The sequence below is a fragment of the Mycobacterium kubicae genome (assembly GCF_015689175.1).
Lineage (GTDB): Bacteria > Actinomycetota > Actinomycetes > Mycobacteriales > Mycobacteriaceae > Mycobacterium > Mycobacterium kubicae.
Genome location: NZ_CP065047.1, coordinates 669,584 through 694,857, shown reverse-complemented (window position 1 = coordinate 694,857; position 25,274 = coordinate 669,584). Strand labels below are relative to the sequence as shown.

General features: G+C 67.6%; 26 protein-coding genes. 12 read left to right on the top strand and 14 right to left on the bottom strand.

Annotation, left to right across the window (positions count from 1 at the left end):
- The first annotated feature begins 92 nt into the window (after positions 1 to 92).
- The 4 genes from I2456_RS03210 (at position 93) to I2456_RS03195 (ending at position 3,610) form a co-directional block, all read left to right on the top strand.
- Complete coding sequence (locus I2456_RS03210) at positions 93 to 341, top strand: BatC protein (protein WP_068034714.1); 249 nt, start codon at positions 93 to 95, stop codon at positions 339 to 341.
- Between the two features lie 10 nt (positions 342 to 351).
- A complete protein-coding gene (locus I2456_RS03205; protein ID WP_085072669.1) occupies positions 352 to 1,584 on the top strand; it encodes a cupin domain-containing protein in 1,233 nt (410 codons plus the stop codon).
- On the top strand, positions 1,581 to 2,468 hold the full coding sequence (locus I2456_RS03200; protein WP_085072668.1) for a sucrase ferredoxin: 888 nt from the start codon (positions 1,581 to 1,583) through the stop codon (positions 2,466 to 2,468). Before I2456_RS03205 ends, I2456_RS03200 begins: the two co-directional genes overlap by 4 nt.
- Positions 2,469 to 2,530: 62 nt before the next feature.
- On the top strand, positions 2,531 to 3,610 hold the full coding sequence (locus tag I2456_RS03195; RefSeq protein ID WP_085072667.1) for a hypothetical protein: 1,080 nt from the start codon (positions 2,531 to 2,533) through the stop codon (positions 3,608 to 3,610).
- A 95-nt stretch (positions 3,611 to 3,705) separates the two neighbouring features.
- Here I2456_RS03195 and I2456_RS03190 read toward each other — a convergent pair whose 3' ends face one another.
- Positions 3,706 to 3,924 (bottom strand): DUF732 domain-containing protein, encoded by a 219-nt coding sequence (locus I2456_RS03190; protein ID WP_163703790.1) that lies wholly within the window; start codon positions 3,922 to 3,924, stop codon positions 3,706 to 3,708.
- Between the two features lie 124 nt (positions 3,925 to 4,048).
- Between I2456_RS03190 and I2456_RS03185 the strand changes: the two genes are divergently transcribed.
- Positions 4,049 to 5,449, top strand: coding sequence for a mannitol dehydrogenase family protein (locus I2456_RS03185; protein WP_068157333.1), 1,401 nt, complete (start codon positions 4,049 to 4,051; stop codon positions 5,447 to 5,449).
- Complete coding sequence (xylB, locus tag I2456_RS03180) at positions 5,446 to 6,837, top strand: xylulokinase (protein ID WP_085072665.1); 1,392 nt, start codon at positions 5,446 to 5,448, stop codon at positions 6,835 to 6,837. Before I2456_RS03185 ends, xylB begins: the two co-directional genes overlap by 4 nt.
- A 4-nt stretch (positions 6,838 to 6,841) precedes the next feature.
- Here the strand turns inward: xylB and I2456_RS03175 are convergent, their stop codons facing one another.
- Both I2456_RS03175 and I2456_RS03170 read right to left on the bottom strand, forming a co-directional pair.
- Positions 6,842 to 8,332, bottom strand: coding sequence for a bifunctional phosphatase PAP2/diacylglycerol kinase family protein (locus I2456_RS03175; RefSeq protein ID WP_085072733.1), 1,491 nt, complete (start codon positions 8,330 to 8,332; stop codon positions 6,842 to 6,844).
- Positions 8,333 to 8,373: 41 nt separating this feature from the next.
- Positions 8,374 to 8,679, bottom strand: a complete 306-nt coding sequence (locus I2456_RS03170; RefSeq protein WP_068034700.1) for a hypothetical protein — start codon at positions 8,677 to 8,679, stop codon at positions 8,374 to 8,376.
- Positions 8,680 to 8,770: 91 nt separating this feature from the next.
- On the opposite strand from I2456_RS03170, the gene I2456_RS03165 reads away from it, so the two are divergent.
- Positions 8,771 to 8,998: a hypothetical protein gene (locus I2456_RS03165; RefSeq protein WP_068034698.1), complete on the top strand. Its 228-nt coding sequence runs from the start codon at positions 8,771 to 8,773 to the stop codon at positions 8,996 to 8,998.
- Between the two features lie 4 nt (positions 8,999 to 9,002).
- Here I2456_RS03165 and I2456_RS03160 read toward each other — a convergent pair whose 3' ends face one another.
- The 4 genes from I2456_RS03160 to I2456_RS03145 form a co-directional block, all read right to left on the bottom strand.
- A complete protein-coding gene (locus tag I2456_RS03160) occupies positions 9,003 to 9,620 on the bottom strand; it encodes a muconolactone Delta-isomerase family protein (protein WP_068034696.1) in 618 nt (205 codons plus the stop codon).
- Entirely contained in the window at positions 9,617 to 10,042 is a 426-nt protein-coding gene (locus I2456_RS03155; RefSeq protein WP_085072664.1) for a MarR family winged helix-turn-helix transcriptional regulator, read from the bottom strand. Before I2456_RS03155 ends, I2456_RS03160 begins: the two co-directional genes overlap by 4 nt.
- Positions 10,043 to 10,115: 73 nt before the next feature.
- Complete coding sequence (locus tag I2456_RS03150; protein WP_068034693.1) at positions 10,116 to 10,955, bottom strand: glycoside hydrolase family 16 protein; 840 nt, start codon at positions 10,953 to 10,955, stop codon at positions 10,116 to 10,118.
- Between the two features lie 9 nt (positions 10,956 to 10,964).
- A complete protein-coding gene (locus I2456_RS03145) occupies positions 10,965 to 11,978 on the bottom strand; it encodes an NADP-dependent oxidoreductase (protein ID WP_068034691.1) in 1,014 nt (337 codons plus the stop codon).
- Positions 11,979 to 12,024: 46 nt separating this feature from the next.
- On the opposite strand from I2456_RS03145, the gene I2456_RS03140 reads away from it, so the two are divergent.
- Positions 12,025 to 12,702: a DUF3060 domain-containing protein gene (locus I2456_RS03140; RefSeq protein ID WP_085072663.1), complete on the top strand. Its 678-nt coding sequence runs from the start codon at positions 12,025 to 12,027 to the stop codon at positions 12,700 to 12,702.
- Positions 12,703 to 12,712: 10 nt separating this feature from the next.
- Here the strand turns inward: I2456_RS03140 and I2456_RS03135 are convergent, their stop codons facing one another.
- The 4 genes from I2456_RS03135 to I2456_RS03120 all read right to left on the bottom strand — a co-directional run bounded on the left by I2456_RS03135 (position 12,713) and on the right by I2456_RS03120 (position 19,727).
- The gene (locus tag I2456_RS03135) at positions 12,713 to 15,877 is read right to left on the bottom strand and encodes an ATP-binding protein (protein WP_241007852.1); all 3,165 of its coding nucleotides are present in this window, start codon (positions 15,875 to 15,877) and stop codon (positions 12,713 to 12,715) included.
- 29 nt (positions 15,878 to 15,906) lie between these two features.
- Positions 15,907 to 16,317: a hypothetical protein gene (locus I2456_RS03130; protein ID WP_068157362.1), complete on the bottom strand. Its 411-nt coding sequence runs from the start codon at positions 16,315 to 16,317 to the stop codon at positions 15,907 to 15,909.
- 62 nt (positions 16,318 to 16,379) lie between these two features.
- A complete protein-coding gene (locus I2456_RS03125) occupies positions 16,380 to 17,756 on the bottom strand; it encodes a DUF7159 family protein (protein ID WP_085072662.1) in 1,377 nt (458 codons plus the stop codon).
- Positions 17,757 to 17,828: 72 nt separating this feature from the next.
- The gene (locus I2456_RS03120; RefSeq protein WP_163703791.1) at positions 17,829 to 19,727 is read right to left on the bottom strand and encodes an Hsp70 family protein; all 1,899 of its coding nucleotides are present in this window, start codon (positions 19,725 to 19,727) and stop codon (positions 17,829 to 17,831) included.
- Positions 19,728 to 19,942: 215 nt separating this feature from the next.
- Here I2456_RS03120 and I2456_RS03115 point away from each other — a divergent pair, with 215 nt between their 5' ends.
- A complete protein-coding gene (locus I2456_RS03115) occupies positions 19,943 to 20,428 on the top strand; it encodes a nuclear transport factor 2 family protein (protein WP_068156413.1) in 486 nt (161 codons plus the stop codon).
- Positions 20,429 to 20,437: 9 nt separating this feature from the next.
- On the opposite strand, the gene I2456_RS03110 is transcribed toward I2456_RS03115, so the two are convergent.
- A complete protein-coding gene (locus tag I2456_RS03110; protein ID WP_068033433.1) occupies positions 20,438 to 21,094 on the bottom strand; it encodes a L,D-transpeptidase family protein in 657 nt (218 codons plus the stop codon).
- Between the two features lie 58 nt (positions 21,095 to 21,152).
- The gene (locus I2456_RS03105; protein ID WP_085075615.1) at positions 21,153 to 21,806 is read right to left on the bottom strand and encodes a phosphatase PAP2 family protein; all 654 of its coding nucleotides are present in this window, start codon (positions 21,804 to 21,806) and stop codon (positions 21,153 to 21,155) included.
- Positions 21,807 to 21,863: 57 nt separating this feature from the next.
- On the opposite strand from I2456_RS03105, the gene I2456_RS03100 reads away from it, so the two are divergent.
- The 3 genes from I2456_RS03100 (at position 21,864) to I2456_RS03090 (ending at position 24,428) form a co-directional block, all read left to right on the top strand.
- Positions 21,864 to 22,346 carry a hypothetical protein gene (locus I2456_RS03100; RefSeq protein WP_085075616.1) on the top strand — a complete coding sequence of 161 codons (483 nt, stop codon included), beginning with the start codon at positions 21,864 to 21,866 and terminating at the stop codon, positions 22,344 to 22,346.
- A gap of 68 nt (positions 22,347 to 22,414) precedes the next feature.
- On the top strand, positions 22,415 to 23,020 hold the full coding sequence (gene bluB / locus I2456_RS03095) for a 5,6-dimethylbenzimidazole synthase (RefSeq protein ID WP_241007940.1): 606 nt from the start codon (positions 22,415 to 22,417) through the stop codon (positions 23,018 to 23,020).
- Positions 23,010 to 24,428 carry a sulfatase family protein gene (locus I2456_RS03090; RefSeq protein WP_085075618.1) on the top strand — a complete coding sequence of 473 codons (1,419 nt, stop codon included), beginning with the start codon at positions 23,010 to 23,012 and terminating at the stop codon, positions 24,426 to 24,428. Before bluB ends, I2456_RS03090 begins: the two co-directional genes overlap by 11 nt.
- On the opposite strand, the gene I2456_RS03085 is transcribed toward I2456_RS03090, so the two are convergent.
- Positions 24,410 to 25,195 (bottom strand): trans-aconitate 2-methyltransferase, encoded by a 786-nt coding sequence (locus tag I2456_RS03085; protein WP_068033438.1) that lies wholly within the window; start codon positions 25,193 to 25,195, stop codon positions 24,410 to 24,412. The genes I2456_RS03090 and I2456_RS03085 overlap by 19 nt on opposite strands.
- Positions 25,196 to 25,274 lie beyond the last annotated feature (79 nt).

Here is a 25,274-nt window from a genome sequence, read left to right as displayed (position 1 = left end):
CGCGCTGTCCAGCGTGTGCCGCCGACGCAGGTCACCCACCAGCCCGACGTCCTGCCGACGACGCAAGGCAAATCGACAAGGAGAGGCTCACCATGGCACTCGATGACGACGACATCACCACCAGCGGCGCAGGCGGCGAAGGAACCGCCGACGGCGGCTCCAACCCTGAAGGCCACGACGGCGGAGCCGACGGCACCGCGGGCGGTGAAGGAACCGCCGACGGCGGCTCGAACCCCGAGGGCCACGACGGCGGAGCCGACGGCACCGCGGGCGGCGAGGGAACCGCCGACGGCGGCTCGAACCCCGAGGGCCACGACGGCGGAGCCGACGGGACGGCCTGACCTCGCTGCGATGCTGAGCCGTTGTATCGCCACCGATACCGGGTCGTTCGCGACCCGGTATTGGGGGCGTAGGCCACTGCTCAGCCGCGCCGATGATCTGCCGCGCGACTTCGACGACTTGCTGTCGCCCGCAGCGGTCGACGAGCTGATCGCCGAACGAGGGGTGCGTGCGCCGTTCATCCGCATGGCCCGGCACGGTGAATTGCTGGCGAAGGACTGCTTCCTGGGCCCCGCGGGTTTCGGTGCCGAGATGCCTGACCAGGTGGATTCGGCCAAGGTTCTCGGGCAGTTCGCCGCCGGCGCGACCATCGTCTTGCAGGGTTTGCATCGCCTGTGGCCGCCGCTCATCGACTTCGTCCGGGCCATGGTCGACGATCTGGGCCATCCCACCCAGGCCAACGCCTACATCACCCCGCCCGACAACCGCGGCTTCGATCCGCACTACGACGTCCACGACGTGTTCGTGTTGCAGGTGGCCGGCACCAAACGCTGGATTGTGCACGAACCGGTGCACGTCGACCCGCTGCCGTCCCAGCCGTGGACCGATCACCGCGACGCGATCTCCCGGCGCGTCCGCGACCAGCAGCCCGTGGTCGACACCGTCTTGTCCCCCGGCGACGCGCTGTACCTGCCGCGCGGTTGGGTGCACGCCGCCGAGGCGCTGGAGAACATCTCGATCCACCTCACCGTCGGCGTGTCCGCCCTGACCGCTGTGGACGTCGTCCGGACCATCGCTGATGTACTGGCCACCATGCCGGAGTTCCGGAAGTCATTGCCGATGGGCATCGACCCCGCCGACCATGACGAGATGGCATCGCTGACCACCAAGATCGCCGCCGAGGTGGTCGACACCCTGCGCTACCGCGCCGCGGAAGTCGGTGACACCGCGGCCGGCCGGTTGTCGCGCCGGCACGCCGACCGGACCCGGCCCGTATCGGTGCGCCCGCTGGCCGCGTTCGCGGCCTCCGAACAGGCCGCCGCCACGAAAGTGACGTGGCGCCACGGGCTGATCGCAACGCTTGACGAGCTGGACGGCAAGCTCGTCTTGCGCCTGCCCGACCGCACCATCACCTTCCCGGTGCTGTGCGCGGCCGCAGTCAATGCGCTGCATCGCGGCGTGGTCGCCGACGCCGATTCGCTGCCCGGCCTGGACCGCGCCGACGCGACGGTGTTGATCCGGCGGCTGCTGCGGGAAGCCGTCATCGTCCCGGTGCGCCACGGCGATCCGACCGAGCTTCGATGACGGCGGGCAAGCGCATCCCCTGCAGTGACCAATCTTTGGCGCGCAACGATCCGATGTACGGCACGGCGTCGGCGGGCGCCCGGTGGATGCTCGTCGAATTGTCCGGCGGCTGGGGACCTTCGGCGTTCCTGCAATCCCCCGCGGTGATCGAACCCGGACTCGGCCGCGCGATCTGCCGTCGGGTGGAAGCGGCCGGCTTTCGGATCGCCGCCATCCGCCGCCCCGGCCGGCGCCCCGCCGTGCCGCGGTGGCGCTGGTTCATCGCCGACGCGCGGGAAGGCACCGAGGCGATGTTCGCCGGTGAGGTAGCCGCCCCCACCGACCTCCTGGAAGTCGCGCTGGACGGATCCGACGGCCAACCCTACGACGGGCCGCTCGTCGTGGTCTGCGCCCACGGCAAGCACGATCAGTGCTGCGCCGTGCGGGGCCGCAGCGCCACCAAGGCGATTGCCCAGCAGTATCCCGAATTGACTTGGGAATGTTCGCATTTGGGTGGCGACCGATTCGCAGCCACGATGCTCATCCTGCCCGAAGGGTTGTGTTATGGACGGGTCGACACCGCCGACTCGGCCGAGTTGGTGCGGCTCTACCTGGACGGGCGGTTGCACAACGAGTTCCTGCGGGGCCGCACCTCGCTTCCCCACGCGGTTCAAGCCGCGCAGTATTTCGTTCGCAAGGCCACCGGCGAGGACCACATCGCGGCCCTGTCGCCGCTCGACGTCCGTCACGACGACCACACCATTCGGGTGATACTCGCCGGCCCGCAGCAGCACACCGAAGTCGTCCTCGCCGAGCAGATGTCCGATCCGCTGCTGTCCATGTGTCGCGCCTCGACCCCGGGACGGGTCCGAACGTTCACGTTGGTGTCGATGGGGCCGGCGTAGCCGCAAAATATGAATCCGCCCAATTCACGTAGCGAAGCGGGCATGCCAGCTAATCTGCGCGCATGCCAAGCAGCGGTATCAGCAAAGTTTTCGTCGCGCTCTGCGCCGCGGCGATGGTGTGCACCAGCTGTCACAGCGGCGCCACCAGCAAGCAGGGCTCAACCACCAGCGCAAAACCGAGCGCCGGCCCGACCGGTGCGGCGCCCGGGGCGTTGTTCGAAGTCACCGAGCCCTTCAGCGGCAACGTCAGCGGATCGCCGGTAGCCCAACGCAGCAGCGCGATTACCCAGGAACTCGGCAACCTGGGCGGCTGGGGCAACAACAACACCTTCCAGATCGACTTTTCGATTCCGGTCTTCTACGCCGACAGCCACACACCGCGCATGCAAGTCGTCGGCGCCGAGGAATACTGCTTCGGCGGCCCGGACTGTGACCGGGTGCCGGCCCGCATGCCGGTGCCGGCCAACGCCTACATCGAGGGGTCGTCAGATCTGACCTGCGACCCGTCCGGCAACACCGAGGGCCAGGGCGACTGCCACCTGCTCGTCGTCGAGCGCGACGAGCACAAGCTCTACGAGATCTATCAGGGCACGAAGAAGGGCGATTCTATTGCCGCCGTGGGCTTTTTCGTGTGGGACCTGGAAAAGCAGTATCCGGCGACGCTGCGCGGCGATCAGTGCACCAGCGCCGACGCCGCCGGGTTCCCGATCGCTGCGATGCTGCCGACCGCGGACGAGGTTGCGGCCGGTGCGGTGAACCACCCGCTGCGCTTCATCCTGCCCAACAGCCACATGAAGGAGGGCGTCTACGTGCGTCCGGCGACACACGCCGGGGGCCCGCAGAGCACCGACCCGAATGCGCCGCCGTACGGGGCGCGGTTCCGGCTGAAGGCCGACTTCGACGAGTCCAAATTCTCCGCGTCAGAGAAAGTGATCATCAAAGCGCTCAAGACCTACGGCATGCTCCTTGCCGACGGCGGTGAGATTCCACTGACCTTCGCCGACGACCGCACCAGCACCGCCAAGTGGTCGAACCTGGGCATCAGTGCGGGCTCGTTCAGCAACATCGGGGTCGACCAGTTCGAAGTCGTCGACCTGGGCCCCGACATCAACCTCACCTACGACTGCGTCCGCAACCCCTGACCGGGCTCAGTGGGGAGCGTCCGGGCACAGATTCGTCGTCGCGGCACTGACGAACAACGTACCCTGGCTGAAGTGGTACCGCTGCTCGACCTTGCTCATCTCGTCGAGGATGGAGGTGCCGCCCGGATGTCGCCGCATGTCTGGTATCCGGCATTGATGACCTGGCCAGGAGTCATATTGGGCGGTTGGGCGTTGTTGGTGCGCAGTTCGTCGAGGAAACCGTTGGGATCCGCTGATGCGGCGGGCGCGGCCAGGACGGCGCCCGCAGCGAGAGCGGCAAGAGCAGGCGCGACGATTTGCAGAGTTAGTTTCACAACGTGTCCTTTCATTAGCTGCGCCACTTAAGTACGCAGGCTGTTCCCTAAGTTATCTTTCGCCAAACCTTTTGTTGTAAAGATTGCGATATCCGCACGCAAGGCATTCGTAGGAGGTACGTCGGTGAGGCTCAGCGCGCAGAACCTCGGCGCTTTGTCGATTCCGGTTCCGCGCTATGACCGCAGCCGAATCACGGTTGGCGTGGTTCATTTCGGCTTCGGCAGCTTTCACCGCTCGCATCAGGCGTGCTACCTCGACGACCTGATGAACAAGGGCTTGGCGCTGGACTGGGGAATCTGCGGCGTCGGCGTGCTGCCGGAGAACAAGCGAATGCAAGATGTGCTGCGTCGTCAAGACCACCTCTACACGCTGATCAGCAAGCACCCCGACGGCAGCAACGAAGCACGCGTCATCGGCTCCATCGTCGACTTCCGCTATGCGCCCGATGAACCCGAGGCGGTGATCGAACTGCTGGCCGCGGCGAGCACCCGGATCATCTCGCTCACCATCACCGAGGGCGGCTACCAGTCACCGTTCAGTGCCGTGTTCCCGTTGGTGACCGAAGCAATGAACCGGCGCCGTCAGCGAAACCTCCCGGCCCCCACCATCATGTCGTGTGACAACATCGTCGAAAACGGGCAGGTGGCGCGGGCCGCCTTCACCTCGTATGCGCGACAGGTCAATACCCAAGCGGCGCAATGGATCGCCGACCACGTCAAATTTCCCAGCTCGATGGTCGACCGGATCACCCCCATCACCACGCCGCAGATGATCGAGCAACTGGCTCAGGAATACGGCATCGACGACGCCTGGCCGGTGGTCACAGAACCGTTCGCCATGTGGGCTCTGGAAGACGACTTCGCCGACGGCCGTCCGCCCCTGGAAGAGGCGGGCGTCCGGCTGGTCGACGACGTCTCGCCCTACGAGCGGATGAAGCTACGACTGCTCAACGGCAGCCACCAGGGCCTGTGTTACTTCGCCTACCTGGCTGGCTACCGCTTGGTGCACGAGGCCGCCCAGGATCCGGCCATCCTCGAGCTCATCTCCCGCTACATGGATTCCGAGGCCATGGTGACCCTGACGCCGGTACCGGGTTTGACCGAATTCCGGGACGGCCTGCTAGGCCGCTTCACCAACCCCCATCTCCGCGACACCGTCGTCAGACTGTGCGCCGACTCCTCCAACCGCATCGTCAGGTGGATACTGCCGGTGGTTCACGACAACCTCCGATCCGGCGGACCGGTGCGGCTGTCCGCAGCCATCGTGGCCAGCTGGGCCCGCTACGCCGAGGGCATCGACGAGGACGGCCAACCGATAGACGTGGTCGACGAGCAGGCCGATGCACTGATTCCGCTCGCGCGGGCACAGCGTGACAACCCGACCGCTTTCCTGGCGAACCGGTCCATCTTCGGAGACCTGGTCGACCACCCGCGCTTCGTCGAGCCCTATCTGTGGGCGCTGCACTCCCTGCACCGCGACGGTGCCCGCGCGACGCTGCGGGCATTGCTCGCGGACAAGACGTGACGCTGGTCGCCGGCGTCGACTCCTCCACCCAGTCCTGCAAGGTAATGGTGTGCGACGCCGAAACCGGTGCGGTGGTGCGCCAAGGCCGCGCCCCTCACCCCGACGGCACCGAAATCGATCCTGCCGCATGGGAATCCGCCGCGCGCAGCGCGATCGCTGCGGCGGGCGGGTTCGACGACGTCGCCGCCGTGGCCGTCGGCGCACAGCAGCACGGCATGGTGTGCCTTGACGAGACCGGTCGGGTGATTCGGCCCGCGCTGCTGTGGAACGACGTGCGATCGGCCGACGCGGCCCGCGCTCTGGTCGACGAACTCGGCGGAAGCCGGGCGTGGGCCCAGGCCGTGGGTGTGGTGCCACTGGCCGCCGTCACGGTGGCCAAGTTGCGTTGGCTCGCCGACCACGAGCCACGGCATGCCGACCACACGGCGGCCGTCTGCCTACCGCACGACTGGCTGACGTGGCGGCTGCGTGGTGAGGGCGACGTCGCGACGCTGACCACCGACCGCAGCGACGCCAGCGGCACCGGCTACTTCGACGCCGCGACCGGTGCCTACCGCCTGGATCTGCTCGAGCTGGGCATGCGGGGTCGCCGCCCGCAAGTGCCGAAAGTGACTGGCCCGTCGGAGAAAATCACTGCGGACATGGCGACGTTCGGGGCGGGACTCGGCGACAACGCCGCCGCGGCGCTGGGGTTGGGTGCGGCAGAGGGCGATGTGATCGTGTCCATCGGCACCTCGGGGGTGGTGGCCGCCGTCGTCGCCGACCCCATTCGCGACGAAGCCGGATACGTCGCCGGATTCGCCGACGGCACCGGACGCTACCTGCCGCTGGTTTGCACGCTCAACGCCGCCCGCGTGCTAGATGCCGCCGCCACCATGCTGCGGGTCGACCACGAGGAACTGTCGAGGCTCGCACTCTCGGCAGCCCCGGGCAGCCAGGGCCTGGTACTGGTGCCGTACCTGGAAGGTGAGCGAACCCCCAACCGCCCCAACGCCTCTGGCGCGCTACACGGGCTACGGATCGCCAACGCCACGCCGGCCAACCTGGCGCGCGCCGCGGTGGAAGGGCTCCTGTGCGCGCTGGCCGACGGCCTGGCCCAGCTCACCCGCCACGGAGTCGTGGTGCGCCGGATCATGCTGGTGGGCGGCGGCGCCAGATCCCAAGCGTTGCGCCGCATAGCGCCCGCCATCTTGGGGATGCCGGTGCTGGTGCCCCGCCCGGCCGAATACGTCGCGCTGGGCGCGGCACGCCAAGCCGCGTGGGCGCTGGCCGGATCGCCGCAACCGCCGCGCTGGCAGCCCCCGCCGACCGAGCAATACTGCGCCGACCCGGTGCCGGCGGTCTGGGAACGCTATGCGCAGGTGCGCGACTTGACCGAAGGCACTTGATATTTCAGGACCGCGGCCGGAACACCGACAGCGCCCGGTACTGCGCCGCGAAGGTGGCATGGTCGTATTCCTCGCTGACCTCACCATCGCGGGCGATCACCGTCGGCGCGTCGAGGACCTTGAAGCTGAACTGCGGCACCTGCATCTCGTGATAGAGCGGGCTGCGCTCGAGGCGGCCGAACATCAGGGCAACCAGGATCCTGGTGCGCGCCAGTCGGCGTCCGGTCTCGAGGATGCGCACGTCGATCAGGCCGTCGTCCATCCGGGTACGCCGGGACGGCGCGAAACCCGTTGGCAGATAGAGCGAATTGCCAATGAAGAACAGCGACGTCTGCAACGTCTTGTTGTCGTAGGTGATCCGCACCGGCTGGTCGTGGCGCAGCGTCTGCAGCATGGCGTACAGCCCTGCCAAGGGTTTGCCGATACGCTTTTCGAGTTTTTCGCGCTTCTGCACGAACAGCGGATACGCCCCGATGCTGGCCGTATTGACCACCATGCGAGTTTCGTTGAGACACACCAGGTCTACGCACGACACCGTGCCCCGCCGAATCGCCTCGACGGTCTTGGCCACCGTGTCGCACCCGATGTCCTTGGCGAAATGGTTGAAGGTGCCTGCGGGAAAAACCGCTAACGGCAGACCCGCGTTGACCGCGACGGCGGCCCCCGTCGACACGGTGCCGTCACCGCCCGCCACGCCGAGCACCTCGGCACGTTCGGCGGCGCTACGCAGCACGTCCAACGGCTCGTCGTCATCCCCCAACTCGATGATCTCGGCCTTGGGTAACGCGGCCCGCACCTCGTCGGCGACCCGCGCCCCGGTGCCGCTGCCCGAGGCCGGGTTGACCACCAGCACGACTCCCGAGCCGTCGGGCCGTTCCGGCGTATCGATCCACAGCGGCTCGGTCTTGGGCAGCTGAGTCTCCACGACCGGCGGCACCAGGCGGCCGCCCAACACCGCGATGCCCGCGCCGAGGCCGAATCCGGCCAGCACATCGCCGGGGTAGTGCGCCCCCACGGCCACCCGCGACAGGCCGACCAAACCCGCCAGCAAGGCCAGGCCGAAGCCCAGGGGCGGGTTCTCCAGCCCTACGCCGACGGCGAACGCCGCCGCGCTGGCGGAGTGCCCGGAGGGGAACGAATTGGACGTCGGCCGCCGGCGCACCTGCCTGATCAGGGGCACCGAGTCATAGAGCGGCCGCGCCCGCGGGCGGACGCGTTTGGCGATCTGATTGGCGAACAGACTGGTAACCCCGAGGGTGGCGACGCCGCGGACGGCCCCGCGCTGCGCGGAGTTGTTTCGTGAGGCAAACAACAGACCGGCCAGGGCGAACCACAGCTTGGAATGATCGGCCGCGCGGGTCAGCGGCGGCATCACCCGGTCGAGCAGCGGGGTAGGCGTCTCGGCGATCGCCTCGAAGAGCTCGCGGTCCAGGGCACCAAGGCCTCGGGTGATCTGTTTGATGCTGCGTGCACGCTGCCAGGGCCGACGATTCACCCGCACCACCCTAAGGGCCGCGCCCATCGCGGTGACCGCAACTAGCGTTTTCGGCGCAGCGTCCAGGCCGGAACCCAGTGGGTGACGGTTTTGCGCTGGGAGCCGAACTGCACCGGGTAGGTCACCAACCCCCACCAATCGCCCTGCTCGCAGATGCCCCAGCAACTCAGCCGGCCCTCGACCACCTTGTGCAACTGCAGACCGTTGGGTTGATACCGGCCGGTGCGGTGTGGCTCGCGCGGGAAGAGCACCGTCAGGTCGACCAGCACCGCGATCGGCGGGCGGACCACGCGAAACGGGCCGCGGACCGGTTGCCCGTTGTATCCGATAGCGGCGAGCTCGCCCATCGTTCGATCATAGGTTCGATAGATGTGGACGCGGCAGGGGTTTCACCGGTGCCGACATGGGCAATTCGACGCCCATACGAAAGGGGTCCAGGTGAAACGAATCTTTGCTGCTGCAGCGCTGGCGTGCGGGGGTCTGATGACCATGTCGGTGGGCGTCGCCAACGCCGACGAAGTCCAAGTGGAGGGCAACTACGCGACGCTGGCGGCTTGTCAGGCCGACGGCCCGCACGTCGAGATCACCCACAACGACGGGGCCTACACACACTTCGACTGTCGACAGCACGACGACGGGCTCTGGTACCTGTACCTGACCAACTGACCGGTCAGCCCAGCCGGATCGGGTCGTTGGGGTGCGGGCTCAGCGCTGTCGTCTCGATGGTCATCCAGCCCGAAAGCGGTAGCGATTCCAGGATCGTCATGAGCTCGCCGGGATCACGAGCGCGCCACAAACCCAGGGTGCGCCGGCCGTCCGGTCCCGGCGGCAACGCCCACAGCCGCACCAGATGTCCGCGTCCGGCCAGATCCCGGGCGCGGGCCGCCTCTCGCCGGGTGGTCTCCTCGACGACGTCGGCCGGGGTGTCCTGCGGCACCGTGATCGTCATGGTGATCAAGAATTCCGGTCCCCGACCCGGCCGGCGAGCGACGCCGCTACCCGACGGGTCGTTGGGATGGGAGTCCAGCGCGGTCACCTCGTCGGTGCGCCAGATCCGCAGCGGCATCCCCGCGAGCACCTGCTCGAGTTGAGTGCCGTCGGCTGCGGCGAACAACCCGATGGTGCGCCACTCCCCTGGCTGCAGCGGTGGGCGCCACAGCCGCAGCAGGTGCCCCTGGGCCGCGAGTTGGCGGGAGTGCGCGGCCTCGCGGGCACGAACCGCGTCGACCTCACCGTCTGCCGTGCCGTCGGGTACCTGGGTGCTCATGACGACCAGGAACTCCGTCATGACGGTTGCCCGGGCCAGATCATGGTGGCCGCGTCGGCGGCCATCGGCTCACCCGCCGCGGTGGCGAACCGGTCGAGGGCCGTCTTGAGCGCCTCCCGGTCCTCGGGCTCCATGTCGCCCAGCACGCGGATGATGGCGGTGCGGCGGTGCTCAATCACCTTGTCCACCAGTTGCCGTCCCGCCGCGGAGAGCGTCAAGGTGATGTTGCGCCGATCGTCGGCGGCTTCCTGACGGTTCAGCAGGCCCGCCTTGATCAGGCGGTCACAGATGCGGCTGGCGTTCGACGGGTTGACGCCCAAACCGGCCGCCACCCCGGCCAGATTCAACGGGCCCCTGGTGTCGACCATCACCAGCACCCGCAATTGCGGCACGGTGACGGTGTCGTCGACCTCGGCGATGGACGCCGCGGCGATCCCGACCATGGCCCGCGTCGCCCGCAGGACAGCATCGATTTGTTCGGGCGAAGGGCCGTCAGAGGACACGGTTGATTCGACTCTAGAAGACGCGCACCCAGTCGACGAGCATCTCCTGCGGATAGCTGCCCGCCGCAGGATCACCGCCCCCCGAACCACCGACCGCCAGATTGAGCACCGGGAACATCGTGTAGCTCGGGTCGTTGAACGGCCACTCCCGGATGGGTTCGTTCAGGTCCTCGATGCCGGTCGCCGGTACCGAGAAATAGGGCTGCATGCCCTCGGCGTAGTCGAGCCAGAAGTACATGCCGGCCGGGTCCCAGCGAACGCGCCAGTTGTGCCATCCGCCGTCGACGCCGAACGGGCAGGTCTCGAACGCCGTGCCGTCGGGATTGGCGTGCACGGTGGTTCCCGAGGGCCAGGTGCCGTTGCCGTACCACTCGATCACGTCGACTTCGCCGCTGCGGCCGGGGTCATCGTTGGACAGCCACCACGCCGGCCACATGCCAGGTGCGAGGCAGTTGAACTTGATCCGGGCTTCCCAGGTGGTCCCGACGCCGCCGCGCCACAGCCCGTGCACCAAACCGCCGAAGTATTGGTTGCCGTCCTTGGTGGCCCGCAGCACCAAGTTCGACTTGCCGTCCACGAACACGTTCTGGCGGCTGTCGCGGTACTGGCCCCAGAACTCGGGCCGGTCGAATCCGACCGGGTTCCGGATCGGGGTGCGGAAGTTCGACACCTGCCACTTCGACGCGTCGGGCGCCGAGCCCGCCGGGCCGTCGAACTCGTCATGCCAGAGGTAGCCACCCGCTGCCCCGGTCGCCGGTGCAGCCGGCGCTTCGGGAGCGGGCATGGCGGCCGCCAATGCGCCGAATCCGGCGATCATGATCATCCGGCGACGATCCATCTGCGGCATAAGCAGCAGACGATATCAGCTGGGTTCGCTGATCTTGACCAGCGTCTTGCCGATGTTGGCGCCGGTGAACAGCCCGTTGAGAGCGTCGACGCAGGATTCGATGCCGTCAAAGATGGTTTGCCGGTGCCGGAGCCGACCCTCGGCCTCCCATTGCCGCAGGTTGGCGAACGCCTCATCGAAGCGGCCCCACTGGTCCAGCGCGTTAAAGCCTTGCATCAAAGCCGTTTTGGCGAGCAGGTTCACATAGTTGGCCGGCCCGGGATGCTCACCGGTCAAGTAGCTGGAGATGACGCCGCACAACACCACCCGCGCCTTGTGCGCCAGGCGGCCCAATACCGCGTCGAGGATCGGGCCGCCGACATTGTCGAAGTAGACGTCGACCCGCTTGGGGCAGTGCTCCTTGAGCGCGGCCGCCAGGTCACCGGCCTTGTAATCGATGCACGCGTCAAAGCCGAACTCCTCCACCACCGCCCGGCACTTCTGTGGTCCGCCGGCGATCCCCACCACCCGCGCTCCGGCGATCTTGGCGATCTGTCCGGCCACCGACCCGGTGGCACCGGCGGCCGCCGAGACCACCACCGTCTCACCGGGCTGCGGCCGACCGATGTCGGTCATCCCGAAGTAGGCGGTGGCTCCTGTGGGCCCGTACACCGACATGATCGCCAGCTGATCGTCCTCACCGGGGATGGGCGTGCTGAAGACGTCATCGCGGATCAAGACGTACTCCTGGAATCCGGTGAGTGTGGTGACGATGTCGCCGACGGCGTAGGCGTCACACCGGGATGCGACGACCTCGCCGATCCCGGCCGCTCGGATGACCTCACCCAGCCCCACGGGCGGAAGGTAGCTGGGCTGGTCGTCCAGCCAGGTGCGGGCGGCGGCGTCGATGCCCACGTAGGTGGTACGCAGCAACGCCTCACCGTCGGCAGGCTCGGGCGCCGGCGCGGTGACCATCTCGGTGTCATCGGGTGCCACCAGTCCGGTCGGCCGACGACGCAAGAGAATCTGGCGGTTCAACAATTCAGGCACGCTGCGAGCCTATTCGGCATCGATGCCGGTATGGGAGCATCTGTTCATGAATCCAGAGGATGATCCCGAACTTCGGATCCGGCAGCTCGAACAGCCGCTGGCCGACGCGGCGCACGCCTCAGAGCTGGGCGGTGCGGGCGGCTACCGACCCCCACCGGGGCCTGTCCCGCCGCCGCCCGGTCCGGTGCCGCCACCGCCGGGACAGCTGGCACCACCGCCCTCGTACGGCTACGGCAGCCCCTTTCCCGGGGCGACGCCGCGCTCGTCCTCGGGTTCGCGAGTGTTCTGGATTCTGGCCGCGCTCTTCATCGTTGGCGTGTTGGTCGGGGTCGGCGCCATCGCCCTCTACGCCTCGCGGCAACTGCACCGCGCCGACATCGTCGTCACTCCGCCCAGCGACAGCACCTCGATGCTCAGCAGCCCGCCGGGCAGTGCCGCACCGAGCACCACCGCGAAACGCGGGGAGAGTCTGACCGTCACGGGCATGAACGAGAACAGAAATCTCGCCTGCAACGACAGCGTCGTGAGCATCACCGGCATGTCCAATACCGTTGTGATCAGCGGTCACTGCACCAAGATCAGCGTGTCGGGGATGAACAACGTCATCACCGTCGACGCCGCCGACACCATCACGGCAGCCGGCATGAACAACAAAATCACCTACCACTCCGGCTCGCCGAAAATCAGTAACCCCGGCGGCTCCAACACGATCGAGCAGGGCTGATATCGGGCGATCAGGCCATCGATTCGGCCTGCGCGCGCGCCCCTTCGAATTCGGCTGCTATCGCCTGGGTCCGGAAGCGGTGCACGAACTCTCGATACCCGGCTTCGTTGCCGCGCGACCGGCACAGCAGCGCCTGTAGCCGCAGCACCGGCAATTCGTGCAACACGAACCCCGGCTCGGTCGGCACGGCCGCCAGCCGGTCGACCGCGCGCTGCGCGTGCTCGAAGTCCTCGTCGGACCCCCGCGACAACAGCGCCTCAACCAGCACCGTGGTGGCAGGGCCGCGGAAGATCATCTCGCCTGTCTCGAATTGTTCGTCGAGAACCGATGCCGCCAAAGCGATTCCACCATCGAGGTCCCCGACCCGGGCCCGCTCCCGGGCCACTTCGATGTCACACATGCGCTGCAGTGTCACGATGAGCTTCTGTTCGACGAATATGCGCTGCGCCTGTTGCAGGAAGCCGAAACCGGCTTCCCGGTTGTCGCTGTGGATCAGCGTGGTGGCGCGGTTGAGCAGCGCGTAGGCCAGCGCGACGTTGTTGCCGGATCGTTGTGCGGCCGCCAGCGACTCCTCCGCCTCGGCGACATCGCGCTCATTGGGCAGCACGGCGCAGTTCTGCACCGCAGCCGCGTATTTGTAGAGATGCACGAACGGAGGGGCGGCCGGATCCACCGACAGCGCCATGGCGATGCCGGCTTCCATGTCGTCGCGCCAACCGGGCTGTCCCAGAAACATTCGGGCCGCACCCTTGACCGTCAGCGCCCATGCCAGCGGCGAGCCGATGATGAAATCACCCATGGTCGGGTCACCGCCGGCGGTGTCGATGACGCGCTGGGTCAACCGCAGGCTTTCGCTCGCCTCACCGGCTTCCCACTTGGCTTGCGCCGCAGCGTAAAACAGTCCGACCGTCATCGCCGGATCGCCGATCGACTCCACGAGCGTCGCGAATTCCGATGCCTGCTGCGCCGCCTTGCGGTGCTGGGAGTTGAACGCCAGGGTGGTGAGGTAACCCGCCATGCCCAACGCCAGCGACCTCTTGTCCCCAGCGGCCGTGGTCAGCTCGCGCAATTCCTCGAAACCGGTGTCGGCGGGTGTCCCGCCGACTTGGAAAGCGCTGCCGCACAACAAGGCTCGCGGAGCGATACGCATGGCGAGCCGGTCGGGCTCGTCGTCGGGAAGGCGGTCGGCGACGCGCTGCGCCTGCTGCCAGCTGTCCCGGGCGGCCTGGATGTCGCGCGCGCCGTACCAAGTCGCCGCCTGCATGTGCCAGTCGAACGCGTCGCGCAATTCACCGGCCGCGGCGTATTGGGTGGCCACGATGGCGGCCTCTTGGCCGGTGAAGTGGCCGCGGGTCCGTTGCATCACCGCAGCCACCCGGCGGTGCAGCTCCGAGCGTCCGCCCTTCAACTGTGATTCGTAGGCCACCGCTTGAATCAGCGGATGACAGAAGGCACAGGTGGCGTGTGGGGTGAAGCCGACCTGCTCGACCAACTCCGCCTCCACCAGCGGTGGGATATTGGTTGTCTCCAGTATTGCTTCGAGCAGATGCATGTCGAACCGGGCGCCGATGACCGCCGCCGCGTTCAATGTGCGCTTGGCCGTGGCGCCGAGGCGGTCGATGCGGGCACCGATGATCGCCTGCAGGCTGGCCGGCACGTGAATGTCGCGGATCTCGCGCAGGCAGCGATACGCGCCCGGACTGCCCTGCAGTTCACCGCGCTCCACCAGATCGCGCACGATCTCCTCCGCGGCGAACGGAATGCCCGCCGCCCGTTCGGTGATCACCCCCGTCAGGTTCCGCACCGACGGGTCATCGCCCAGCAGTTCGGTGATCAACTCCGTGACGTGCGAATCGCTCAATGGCGAAAGCGTGAAGTGTTGCCCACCAGCTAATTTCGACAAGACACCGGAATACTCCGGCCGATGGATGATCAGCAGCGTGGCCCGCATCCTGGGCACCGCGGCGGCGAAGTCAGCCAGCAGCGACTCACTGACGCAGTCGATCCACTGCACGTCCTCGATGATGTAGAGGGCGGGCTGCGGCCGTGCCAGCGCGACGGTGGTGACCAGCCCCATCAGGTGCCGGCGCCGGGCATCGGGGCTGATGTCGGGCAGCGGTTCGGAGGCGTCGCGGATGCCGAGTACGTCGTCGAGGGAAGCCAGGTGCTCGGCGCTGGCCTCGATCATCTTGCCGCGCACGCGCGCCCGCGCCTGCTCGGCCGTCAGGTCGCCGATGGCGAACGCCGACCGCAGCAGCCGTGACATGACATGGAACGGGATGTCGCGGGTGTGGGACTCGCAGTAGGTGACGAACACGTCGAAACCGAGGCCGGTCGCCTTGGCGATCGCCTCCCGCGCCAGCCTCGTCTTGCCGACGCCCGGGCGACCGGAGACCGTGATGATGGTTCCGGCGCCCCCGGCGGCCTGGTTCAGCAACTCCTCGACGGCGTCGATCTCTGCCTGGCGCCCGACAAGTCGGGATTCGTGGCGCGGTTTGCGGCGGCATTCCAAGTCGACGGCCAGCAACCGGCGGGCCGGGATGCCGGTGGTCGAGCCCTTGATGCGCACGGTCTCCGGCTCGCTGAGCATGACGCGCGCCTCCACCAATCGCGCCGTCGACTCGCTGAGCATGACGCCGCCCGCAGGTGCCACCGACTCCATCCGCTGGGCCATCCCGACCTGCTCACCGACCGCGGTGTAGCCGAGGTGGGCGGCGCCGACTTCACCGGCGATGACCTGGCCGGAATTCAGCCCGACACGCAAGCGCAGCTCGATCCCGTCGCGGCGCGCGACTTCGACCGCCAGCTCCTGGGCCACCTGCTGAATGTCCAGCGCCGCCAGGCACGCGCGAAAAGCGTGGTCTTCCAAGGTGATCGGCGCACCGAACAGCGCCATGATGCCGTCGCCGGTGAACTTGTCCACGGTGCCGCCGTAACGCTGCACCACGGCCGCCGTCTGATCGACCAATTGGGTCATCACCTCGCGCAGCCGCTCGGGACCCAGCGCCGCGGCGATGTCCATCGACCGCACGACATCGGCGAACAGGACCGTCACCTGCTTGTATTCGGCCGGGTCGACGACGACCGTCAGAGGCGATCCGCAGGCATCACAGAACCGCGCCCCTTTGCGCGGTTCCGCGCCGCAGGAACGACATACGGACGACGTGGCGGCCACAATCAACAGAGAATAGGCCGCTTACGCCCTTATGTGGGCTGGTCGGACGGATCACCGGGCGGATCGTCGGGCAAATCGTCCAGGACGCTGACCGCAATGCCGTAGGGCAGGAAGCGGACTTTGCGCTTGGGGTCGGTGTTGTTCTTGTTCGCGCGCAGGGCGTCCAACTCGGTCGCATAGACCTGTTCGACGCGGGCATTGCCGTCGTCGTCGACGGTGTAGATCGCCCACACCCCGTCGCCGGTCTCGCCGGTGGTCTCCGGCTGGGGCCGCGCGCGGCGGCCCGGCTCCTCGAACAGGAACGACCACCCGCCGCGACCGCCGGGGGCGCTGACGAACCTGCTGATTCGTTCGAAGGCGTCGCGCAGTCCCTCGCTGCCTTCCCTGATCACTCGATCGATGTCGTCGGGATCGAATCCGAACGGACCGTACTCACCCACACCGGCCTCCTTGTTCATACCGTTACTGCCCAGTGTGCGCTCTGGTCGACCGCTCCGCCACGCTATGGCGCCGGCGCCTCCTGCGCGGGTGCCGGCGGCGCGGGGGGCGGTGGCGGGTTGATCGGAATCGGGACGCTGACGAAGGGCAGGTGCAGATACATCGTCATGACCGGTGAGGGCGGCGGCGCGACCGCCGGCGGTGGGGGCGCCGGGGGTGCCGCTGGTGGTGTGGTGGCCGCCGGCGGGGCCTGTTGCACAGGGGCCGGCGCCTGCCGGCTCGGAGCCCGACGCGGTTGTTGTGGTGGTGCCATGTTGACCACCGTCTGCGGTGGTGGCTGGGTGACCGTCTGCGGCGGCGCGGGCTGCCGGGCCGGGGGCGGCTCGACGGCCGGCGGGGCGGCCGCTTCGGCGACGGGCGCCGGCGGGGCGGGGGTGGAACTGACGGCGGGCAGTTGCACACTTTCCCGCTGGCTGGGGTGGGTAGCGGCGGGCCGGACGTCGGACGCCAGCGACACCACCAGGGCAGCGCCGATCACCACCGCGATGCCGCCCATGGCGCCCGCCGCCAGCGCCATCGGCCGGCGCCGCGACGCGCCCGGCCGGTATTCGTCGGTCTCGTCGTCAACAGCGCTGTAGGCCAGCGCTCCGGCGCCGGCTTCGGCGGTGGCGCACACGTCGAGGTAGGTGGGGCTCAGGCCGCGGGTGCTGACCTCGCCGGTACCCGGGTCCAGTGCGTATGCCAGCGCGGCTGTCGAGGCGGCGAACAGCGGCGCGTTGGCTGAGGCCAACGCCGCCCCGCGGGCCAACGCCAGGTCCGGCTCCTCGGGAACCGACACCACCAGCGACGTCGCGGCTTCCAGTGCCGGCTTGATGCCCACGATGTCGACTCCACAGCCGACCAGGAACACACCCTTGGCGCGTGATCGGGGGGCATCCAGACCGGCCACCATGGTGGCCAGTTCGGCGGCCTGCGCGCTGCGCGCGCCACCCACGGATCGGCGGTGCAGGTCGACGATGGAGCCGTCGCCGGTGTCCACGACCGCCAGCGTCGCGGCACCGGACTCCACGAAGACCAACGCGATGTGGTCGTAGTCCAGCGCCGCCCCCACGGTCTGCGCCAGCGCGGCGGCCGCCAGCAACGGCGAGACCAGCATGACGCTGCCCGCGTCGTGCTGGGCCAGCTGCGCGCGCAACGGCGCGACCTGGTCGGGATGGGTCCAGGTCGCCCCGATCGACGTCAGTTGGTAGCCGCCCTCGGTCGCGCCTTCCCGGGTGCCGACGATGGCGGCAAGGGCCGCAGCGGCCGCGCCGGACGCCCCCGCGTCCTGCGCCACCTCGATCTTCTCTTCTTCCACGGTGACCCCGTCGGCGTTCTGCCCCTCGATCAACACCAGACGCACCGCCGCGGCCTCCACACAGACCCCAAGAACGATGTCCATAACCCCTCCAGCGCATCGCTTGCTGGAGTTTTAACGCGATTCACAGCTCACCGCAAGGTGAGCGCAAATGCCCTATTGAACCCCGGGATACATGAACGGATTCTGCTGCACCGGAGCTGGCACCAGCGGCGCCTGAGGTGCCGGGGTGGGAGTCGCAGGGGCCGGCACCGGGACCGGGATCGGGACCGGGACCAGCGGCAGATGCAACCACTGCGTCGTCATCTGCACCGTCGAGGTGGTGGTCGGCGGCGGCTCGGTGGTCGTCGGCCGCTCGGTGGTCGTGATGGTCGTGGTCGGTGGCGTGGTGTGGGTCGGCGGCGGAGTCGTGGTGGCCACCGGCGGCCTGGTCGTCGTCCGCGGCGGCGGGGGCGGCGGCGGCGGGGGCGGCGTCTCGACGGAGGGAGGGGGCGCCGCGCTGGGGGCCGGCACCTCGGTGGGGGGCGGCGGGACCGGACTGGGTTCTGCGGGACTGGGCACCAGGACGCTCGGCGCGACTGGACTGGGCGCAATGGAGCTGGGCGGGGCCGGCAGCGGCGCGACGGTGGGAACGGTCGGCGTTCGCGGCGCCTGTTGGCGCTCGAGGGAGGTCAACGTGATGGCCGCCCCGCCGATCGCCGTCACCGCCACTACGGCGCACACCCCGATCAGCAGCTGTGACAACCGGAAGCGCCGCCACGGCGGTTCTTTGGGCGGCTCGATCAAGTTCAGCCGCATCGAAAAGCAGGGACCCTCTTCGCTGAAAGCGTCCCCGACGAGAGGCGGGGGTGCTGCGACCGGGAATTCGGTCTGCGACCACGCCAATTCCCGCTCGGTGAGCGCATCCTGGTCGATGACCATGACTTCACCGGCCGGCAGTTCGAGGATGTCGGCGCAGGGAGCGCCCGCGGCGGCGACCGCCAGGCCGATCGAGGCCCGGGTGTGGAAATTGAGCTCCCGGCCGCGGCCGGCCAGCAGCAACGCGCCCGCCGCGGCCGCGCAGGCCGGCTGCGCCACGGTGAGGACCGGTCGTCGAGTGTGCACCGAAAGCCGTTCGGTGACAAGCGGAATGCTGGCGCCACCGCCGACGGTGACCACGGCGGCCAGATCGCCGAAGGCGGCGTGGTTGCGGGCCAGCATGTCGTCGAACGCGTAGATGAAGCCGGTCAGCCGGTCTTGTATGAGGTCCTGCAGCTGCTCGCGCGTCACTTGCAATGTCCGGTTGCGTCCGGGCAAGTTGACCGCGAGTTGGGTGACCACGTCTGTGGACAACCGCTCTTTGGCTTCCCGGCAGTTCTCCTTGAGTTGCGCCAACCGTCCCAAAGCGGTGGTGCTCGCCGCGTCGGCGTCACCGCCGTGACCGATCTCTTCGAACACATGCTGCAGCAAGGCCTGGTCGATCTCCTCGCCGGAGAAGTCGCGGTAACGCACTGTGGCGCTAATGGGTTCGAAATCGGTCTTGCGCTCCAACAGCGTGACCGATGTGCCGGTGCCGCCGAAGTCGATCAACCCGATCACACCGTCTTGCGGCAGGGTCAACTCGGAGTCGGCCGCGGTCATCGCGGTCACCGAGTCGGGCACCAGCCGGGGTGCCATGCCACTGCGCACGAAACCGACATGCGTGCGTAAACCGTTGCGCAGCGCCTGAATCGTTGCCGGCCGCCAATGCGCCGGAATGCCGATCACGATCTCCGACGAGCTGGCGTCGGCACCGACGCACACCACCATCGCGTCCAACGCTTCGACCATCAGCAGGTCGGGGTCGTGCGCGGATCCGTCCGGTGACACCAGCGCCACAGAGTCGCCGATGCGCTCGACGAAGCCGCTCATCAGTGTGCCGGGTCCGGTCGAGCTCGGATCTTGCTCGTACACACCAATTTTCGGCGCGCAATGCGGGTACAGCGTCAGCACTGCGCGACGGATAACCGGAGCACGTCCGGTACCTGCCGCGACCAGGTTGGTGGACCCGATCGACAACCCCAGCGGGTCGTACATAGTGCACATACCTTCGTCGGATTCGGTCAAAGGCCAGCGTCAACCATAGCCGCGGGCGCCCCGGATCCGATTCGGCGCCAACGCTATTGGTATCGGCTCGATGCCGTGTCGTCACCGAAAAGGTACAACCGCCGCCTTGACAAGTCGCCTTCGGTCCCGTCGCGGGAAAGGCAGCAAACTGCAGGGTTGCACCCAGCTCCTTGCCCGTCGAACCGGTGTGCTGCAATGACGTGATGAGCCTTGCTGATGACGTCGAAGCGATCAAACAGGTCAAATACCGCTACCTGCGCGCGCTGGATACCAAGCACTGGGATGACTTCGCCGAGACCCTGACTGAGGATGTCCGCGGTGACTACGGTCCCTCGCTCGGCAACGAACTGCACTTCACCACTCGGACCGACTTGGTGGACTACATGCGCAACTCGCTCGGGCCGGCGATCATCACCGAACACCGGGTCACTCACCCGGAGATCACCGTCACCGGCGACACCGCGACGGGCAATTGGTATCTGCAAGACCGGGTGATCGCCGCCGACTTCGACTTCATGTTGATCGGCGCGGCGTTCTACCGCGACGAGTACCGGCGCACCGATCAGGGCTGGAAGATCAGCGCCACCGGCTACGACCGAACCTACGACGCCACAATGTCGTTGCAGGGACTGAACTTCAAGCTCAAGCCCGGTCGCGCCGTCGCCCGGTGATGGGCGCCGCTACTTCGCGATCGCGATCACCGCGCCCGGGCGCAGCCAGCGGATGACTTGCACCAGAGTGGCGTCGTCGATCGCCACGCAACCCGCGGTGGGACCGCCGTCGGTGGTGTGGAAGAAGAAAGCCGAACCGCCGCCGGGCGTCTTGTTCTTGTTGACGCCCATCACGACCGAATGCTTGTACTGCGGGATCTGCAGGTTCTCGCTGTCGGCGGTATTGAACGGACACTGCGCCTTCTCACATACCTGCATGCTGTTGAACGTGGGGCTGTGGTCGTCGCCGCTCCACCAGTGATTGGGTCCCACTTGGGTGTAGGGCAAGCCGCCACCGGGATTGGGGGCGGTGCCAAAGGCAGAGTCCAGGCTGTACACCCCCATCGGGGTCGCGGGATAGCCGCTCTTGGCCTGCGGCGCCATACCCGCGGACCCGACGTGCGTGGTGATCCCGGTCTTCAGCGGCTGCCACCCGGCGGCGGTGCGCTGATAGAGGTCCATCTTGGCGTTCGAGCCACCGGTGCTGACCACCGAAACCACTTGGGTGGCATTGCCAACCGAGTTCGCGAACCATGGGCTGCCGGCCGCCATCGTCACCGGGGCAAGCGCCACGGCCGCACCGCCAATGCAGACCGCAGCACACAGTAGAGCTACCAGTCGGCGCATTGATTCATCGTCGAAGGCCCCGGCCTTGAGGTCAAGTAAAGCTTCAGCCCCAATCAGGTCACTGCGCCGTGACCAACGCTCGCCGGATCGGAGCCGGTCGAAAGATCCACAGGCACAACATGAAATAGGCGTAGCCCAGCGCCCAACCGGCCACCACATCGGACGGGTGATGCACGTTGAGCGCCACGCGGGATATTCCGACCATCACCACTGCCAGCGCCGACACCACGATCGCGCCGATGCGGAGCCACTGAGTTCTGATAAACGGCAGCGCGACGGTCAACAGCGCCAGCAGGCTGGCCATCGCCTCGAGCGCGTGGCCGGACGGAAACGACGTCGACGGTGCATACACCAGCGCCGTCACCGGTCGGGGTCGACCGGCCAGGCCTTTGGCCGCCGCTGTCACGAACCCGTTCAGTGGTGCACACGTCAAGAGCAACAACGCGATTCGTATCTGACGCTTCATCAGCGAGACCAAGGCGGCAGCCAAACCGAGCAGCCGCAATGGGATTGGGCCGAACACGAAGGACACCACCGACCAGAACTGGACCCAACTCGAGTGCTTGATGCCGATATCGTGGGCGGGGGTCAGCAACGACCAGTCGACGGTGTGCAGCCAACCCCAGTTCTGGCGGTGCCCCACCCACAGCACGGCGTAGCCGGCCAGGGCGGCCACGACGCACAGCACCGACACGAATCGCGGTCGGGTCATCGCCACACCGTTACCAGCATCGGTGCGCGCAGAACCAAACCACTACATACTGGCGTCATGGCGGTGATTCTTCGGAGGTTATTCGGCCTGGGCAAATTGCCCACAGAGTTACGGGACCAAGTCGAGGTGGAAGGACTGCTCTACCTCGCCGAGCATGTGGCGGTCACCAGGCGGTTCAGCGGCGCCATCCCCGGTCTGCGCTCACAGGGCAGTATCGCCAGCTACGTCGGCTGCCTGGCGTTCAGCTCCGAACGAGTGCTCGCCACCCTGTCGGTGGTGCCCAAGCTGGCCGGTCGTGCCGTCGACGTGCGGTGGGACGAGGCGCAGACCGGGGCCGCCCGGGCAGAGATCTCCGAGACCGGCCTACAACTCGAACTCGACATCGCCGAGGTGGACGAGCGGTTCCACGGACACCTGTCGATGCACTTCAAGGCCGCCCTGCCCGACGAGGTGCTGGCCCGCCTGCCGCGGCGGTCGTTGGCCTTCGACGTGCCGCCGGAGTACGTCTTCCGTGCGGTGGGCGTCACCTATAGTCCCTGATCGTGGGTCATGCGTTCACTGCCCGGGAGCGGCAGGCCGTTTATCGCGTGATCTCGCAGCGCCGAGACATGCGCCGCTTCGTCCCCGGCGGCGTGATCTCCGAGGAGGTGCTGACCCGCCTGCTGCGGGCCGCACACGCCGCACCCAGCGTCGGTCTGATGCAGCCGTGGCGGTTCATCCGGATCACCGACGAGCGGCTTCGGCTGCGGATCCACGCCCTGGTCGACGAAGAACGCGCGCTGACCGCCCAAGCCCTTGGCCCCCGGGCCGAGGAGTTCCTGGCCCTCAAGGTCGAAGGAATCCGGGAATGCGCCGAGCTGCTGGTGGTGGCCCTGAGCGACGATCGCGACCGGCACGTCTTCGGGCGGCGCACGCTGCCGCAGATGGATCTCGCGTCGGTGTCCTGCGCCATCCAGAACCTGTGGCTGGCGGCTCGGTCAGAGGGCCTGGGCATGGGATGGGTATCCCTGTTCGACCCGCCGCGGTTGGCAGCGCTGTTGCAGATGCCCAGCGACGCCGAGCCAGTCGCGATCCTGTGTCTGGGTCCGGTGCCCGACTTCCCCGACCGGCCCGCGCTCGAACTCGACGGGTGGACGCTCGGGCGGCCCTTGGCGGAGTTCGTCTCGGAGAATCAGTGGGGACTAACGGGAGAGGTAACCGACTTTGACGGTTGAGACGGCGGCGCACGCACCCGCCAATGTGCTGATCGTGCACTGGCACGATCTCGGACGTTACCTCGGTGCCTACGGTCACGCCGACGTCGCGAGCCCGCGACTGGACCAGCTTGCCGCAGAAGGCATTCTGTTCACCCGCGCCCATGCCACGGCGCCGTTGTGCTCCCCGTCGCGAGGCTCGCTGTTCACCGGCCGCTACCCGCAGAGCAACGGGCTGCTCGGCCTGGCCCACCACGGTTGGGAGTACCGCAGCGGAGTGCGCACCCTGCCGCAGCTACTGTCCGACTTCGGCTGGTATTCCGCGCTTTTCGGCATGCAGCATGAGACGTCCTATCCCAAGCGTTTGGGTTTCAACGAGTTCGACGTGTCGAACTCCTATTGCGAGTATGTGGTGGACAAGTTGCGGAACTGGTTGCAGCACAGTAACGCTGCCCGATCCGGGCAACCATTCCTGCTAACCGCCGGCTTCTTCGAAACCCACCGCCCCTACCCGCACGACCGTTACGAGCCGGCTGACAGCGCGGCGGTGGATCTGCCCGACTACCTGCCCGATACGCCGGAGGTGCGCCAAGACCTGGCCGACTTCTACGGGTCGATCGCCACCGCAGACGCGGCCGTCGGCCAAATCCTGGACACCCTGACCGAGACCGGGCTCGCCGAAAACACCTGGGTAGTGTTCTTCACCGATCACGGGCCGGCCTTCCCCCGCGCCAAATCCACGCTCTACGACGCGGGTACCGGTATCGCCATGATCATGCGGCCGCCCACCGGGCAGGCGCTGGAGCCCCGCGTCTACGACGAACTGTTCAGCGGTGTCGACCTGGTTCCCACCCTGCTCGGCTTGCTGGGAGTGCACGTGCCGGCCGACATCGACGGTGTGTCACATGCGCAGGCGCTATTGGCGCCCGATACACAGGCCCGACCCGTCCGTGATCAGGTCTACTCCGCCAAGACCTACCACGACTCCTTCGATCCGATACGGGCAATCCGCACAACGGAATACAGCTACATCGAAAATTATGTCCCCCGTCCGATGCTGGACCTGCCGTGGGACATCGAGGCCAGCCCGTCGGGACTGGCCGTCGCACCGTTCGTCAAGACACCCCGCCCGCAACGCGAACTGTACGACCTGCAAGCCGATCCCACCGAGACCAACAACTTGCTTGCCGGTGAGAACACCCAGCGCGCCGATGCGATCGCCGCGGATCTTGCTGATCAGCTTTACAATTGGCGCCAACGCACCGGCGACGTCATACCGTCGGACTTCGCCGGAACGCGCATCGCGGAGCGTTACACCGAGACCTATTTGCGGATTCACCGCACCGCGCCAACCAGCAGGTCGGCCATCGCTGTCGACCGCGGTATCGAGGAAGAAGCTGCGCCGCCGACCTACCCGGGTGAGCGCTGACCGCCGCCCACTTCGGCCACGATGAACACCCGCCGGAACGGGAAGATCGTCGTTCCGTCCGGCCGAGGCGGATAGGCGTCGTCGAGCAGCGGGATGAGTTCGTTGCGGAACCGTTCCCAGCCTTCCTTGTCGAGCCGTTCGCGCACCGGTACCAGCGCGGTGCCGGTGATCCATTCCAGCACCGGATGGGCACCGGTCAGCTGGTGCAGGTAGGTCGTTTCCCAGACGTCGACCCGGCATCCGGCGTCCATCAGCAGATCGGCGTAATGCGTCGGGGGATGAACTACCGCCCCGACACGAAATGGTATGTCACGCATGATTTTTGCGTAGGGTTCTCGGCGGGCCAAGGCGCGCACCGCGGCATGTGACGGGGTTTCGAAGTTTCCGGGCAGTTGCGCGCCGATCCACGATCCGGCCGGCAGCTGGTTGACCCAGCGCACCAGCAGGTCGGCGTGTTCGGGAACCCAGTGCAATGCGGCATTGCTGACCACCACATCGGTGTCGGGTTTGGGCTTCCAGTCGCGCAGGTCGCCGGTGGTGGCCTCGATGCCGCGTTCCCGCGCGGCGGCGACCATCTCCGGTGAGCTGTCCAGCGCCTCGATCACCGCGCCGGGCCAGCGCCGGGCCAGATACTTGGTCAAGTGACCCGGTCCGCAACCGAGGTCGACCACCCGCCGCGCCCGCTCGGCGCCCACCCGCGACACCAGGTCGTAGAACGGACGGCTGCGGTGGTCCGCGAAAGCCAGGTAGACGTCGGGATCCCACATAACGGTCCTCCTGATCCACACCCTCGCCCGTCGGGTGATAGACCAACCGTATTACCGGGCCCGTCCGGATACCCACCCA

Bases quoted from the DNA above. Each gene is read 5' to 3' on its own strand.
- I2456_RS03170 (WP_068034700.1), bottom strand. From the start codon at position 8,679: ATGGGCGAGCTCGCCGCTATCGGATACAACGGGCAACCGGTCCGCGGC.
- I2456_RS03200 (WP_085072668.1), top strand. From the start codon at position 1,581: ATGACGGCGGGCAAGCGCATCCCCTGCAGTGACCAATCTTTGGCGCGC.
- bluB (WP_241007940.1), top strand. From the start codon at position 22,415: ATGCGCCGCTTCGTCCCCGGCGGCGTGATCTCCGAGGAGGTGCTGACC.
- I2456_RS03205 (WP_085072669.1), top strand. From the start codon at position 352: ATGCTGAGCCGTTGTATCGCCACCGATACCGGGTCGTTCGCGACCCGG.
- I2456_RS03110 (WP_068033433.1), bottom strand. From the start codon at position 21,094: ATGCGCCGACTGGTAGCTCTACTGTGTGCTGCGGTCTGCATTGGCGGT.
- I2456_RS03100 (WP_085075616.1), top strand. From the start codon at position 21,864: ATGGCGGTGATTCTTCGGAGGTTATTCGGCCTGGGCAAATTGCCCACA.
- I2456_RS03140 (WP_085072663.1), top strand. From the start codon at position 12,025: ATGAATCCAGAGGATGATCCCGAACTTCGGATCCGGCAGCTCGAACAG.
- I2456_RS03085 (WP_068033438.1), bottom strand. From the start codon at position 25,195: ATGTGGGATCCCGACGTCTACCTGGCTTTCGCGGACCACCGCAGCCGT.
- I2456_RS03120 (WP_163703791.1), bottom strand. From the start codon at position 19,727: ATGTACGACCCGCTGGGGTTGTCGATCGGGTCCACCAACCTGGTCGCG.
- I2456_RS03105 (WP_085075615.1), bottom strand. From the start codon at position 21,806: ATGACCCGACCGCGATTCGTGTCGGTGCTGTGCGTCGTGGCCGCCCTG.
- I2456_RS03210 (WP_068034714.1), top strand. From the start codon at position 93: ATGGCACTCGATGACGACGACATCACCACCAGCGGCGCAGGCGGCGAA.
- I2456_RS03160 (WP_068034696.1), bottom strand. From the start codon at position 9,620: ATGACGGAGTTCCTGGTCGTCATGAGCACCCAGGTACCCGACGGCACG.
- I2456_RS03125 (WP_085072662.1), bottom strand. From the start codon at position 17,756: ATGGACATCGTTCTTGGGGTCTGTGTGGAGGCCGCGGCGGTGCGTCTG.
- I2456_RS03155 (WP_085072664.1), bottom strand. From the start codon at position 10,042: ATGGTCGGGATCGCCGCGGCGTCCATCGCCGAGGTCGACGACACCGTC.
- I2456_RS03195 (WP_085072667.1), top strand. From the start codon at position 2,531: ATGCCAAGCAGCGGTATCAGCAAAGTTTTCGTCGCGCTCTGCGCCGCG.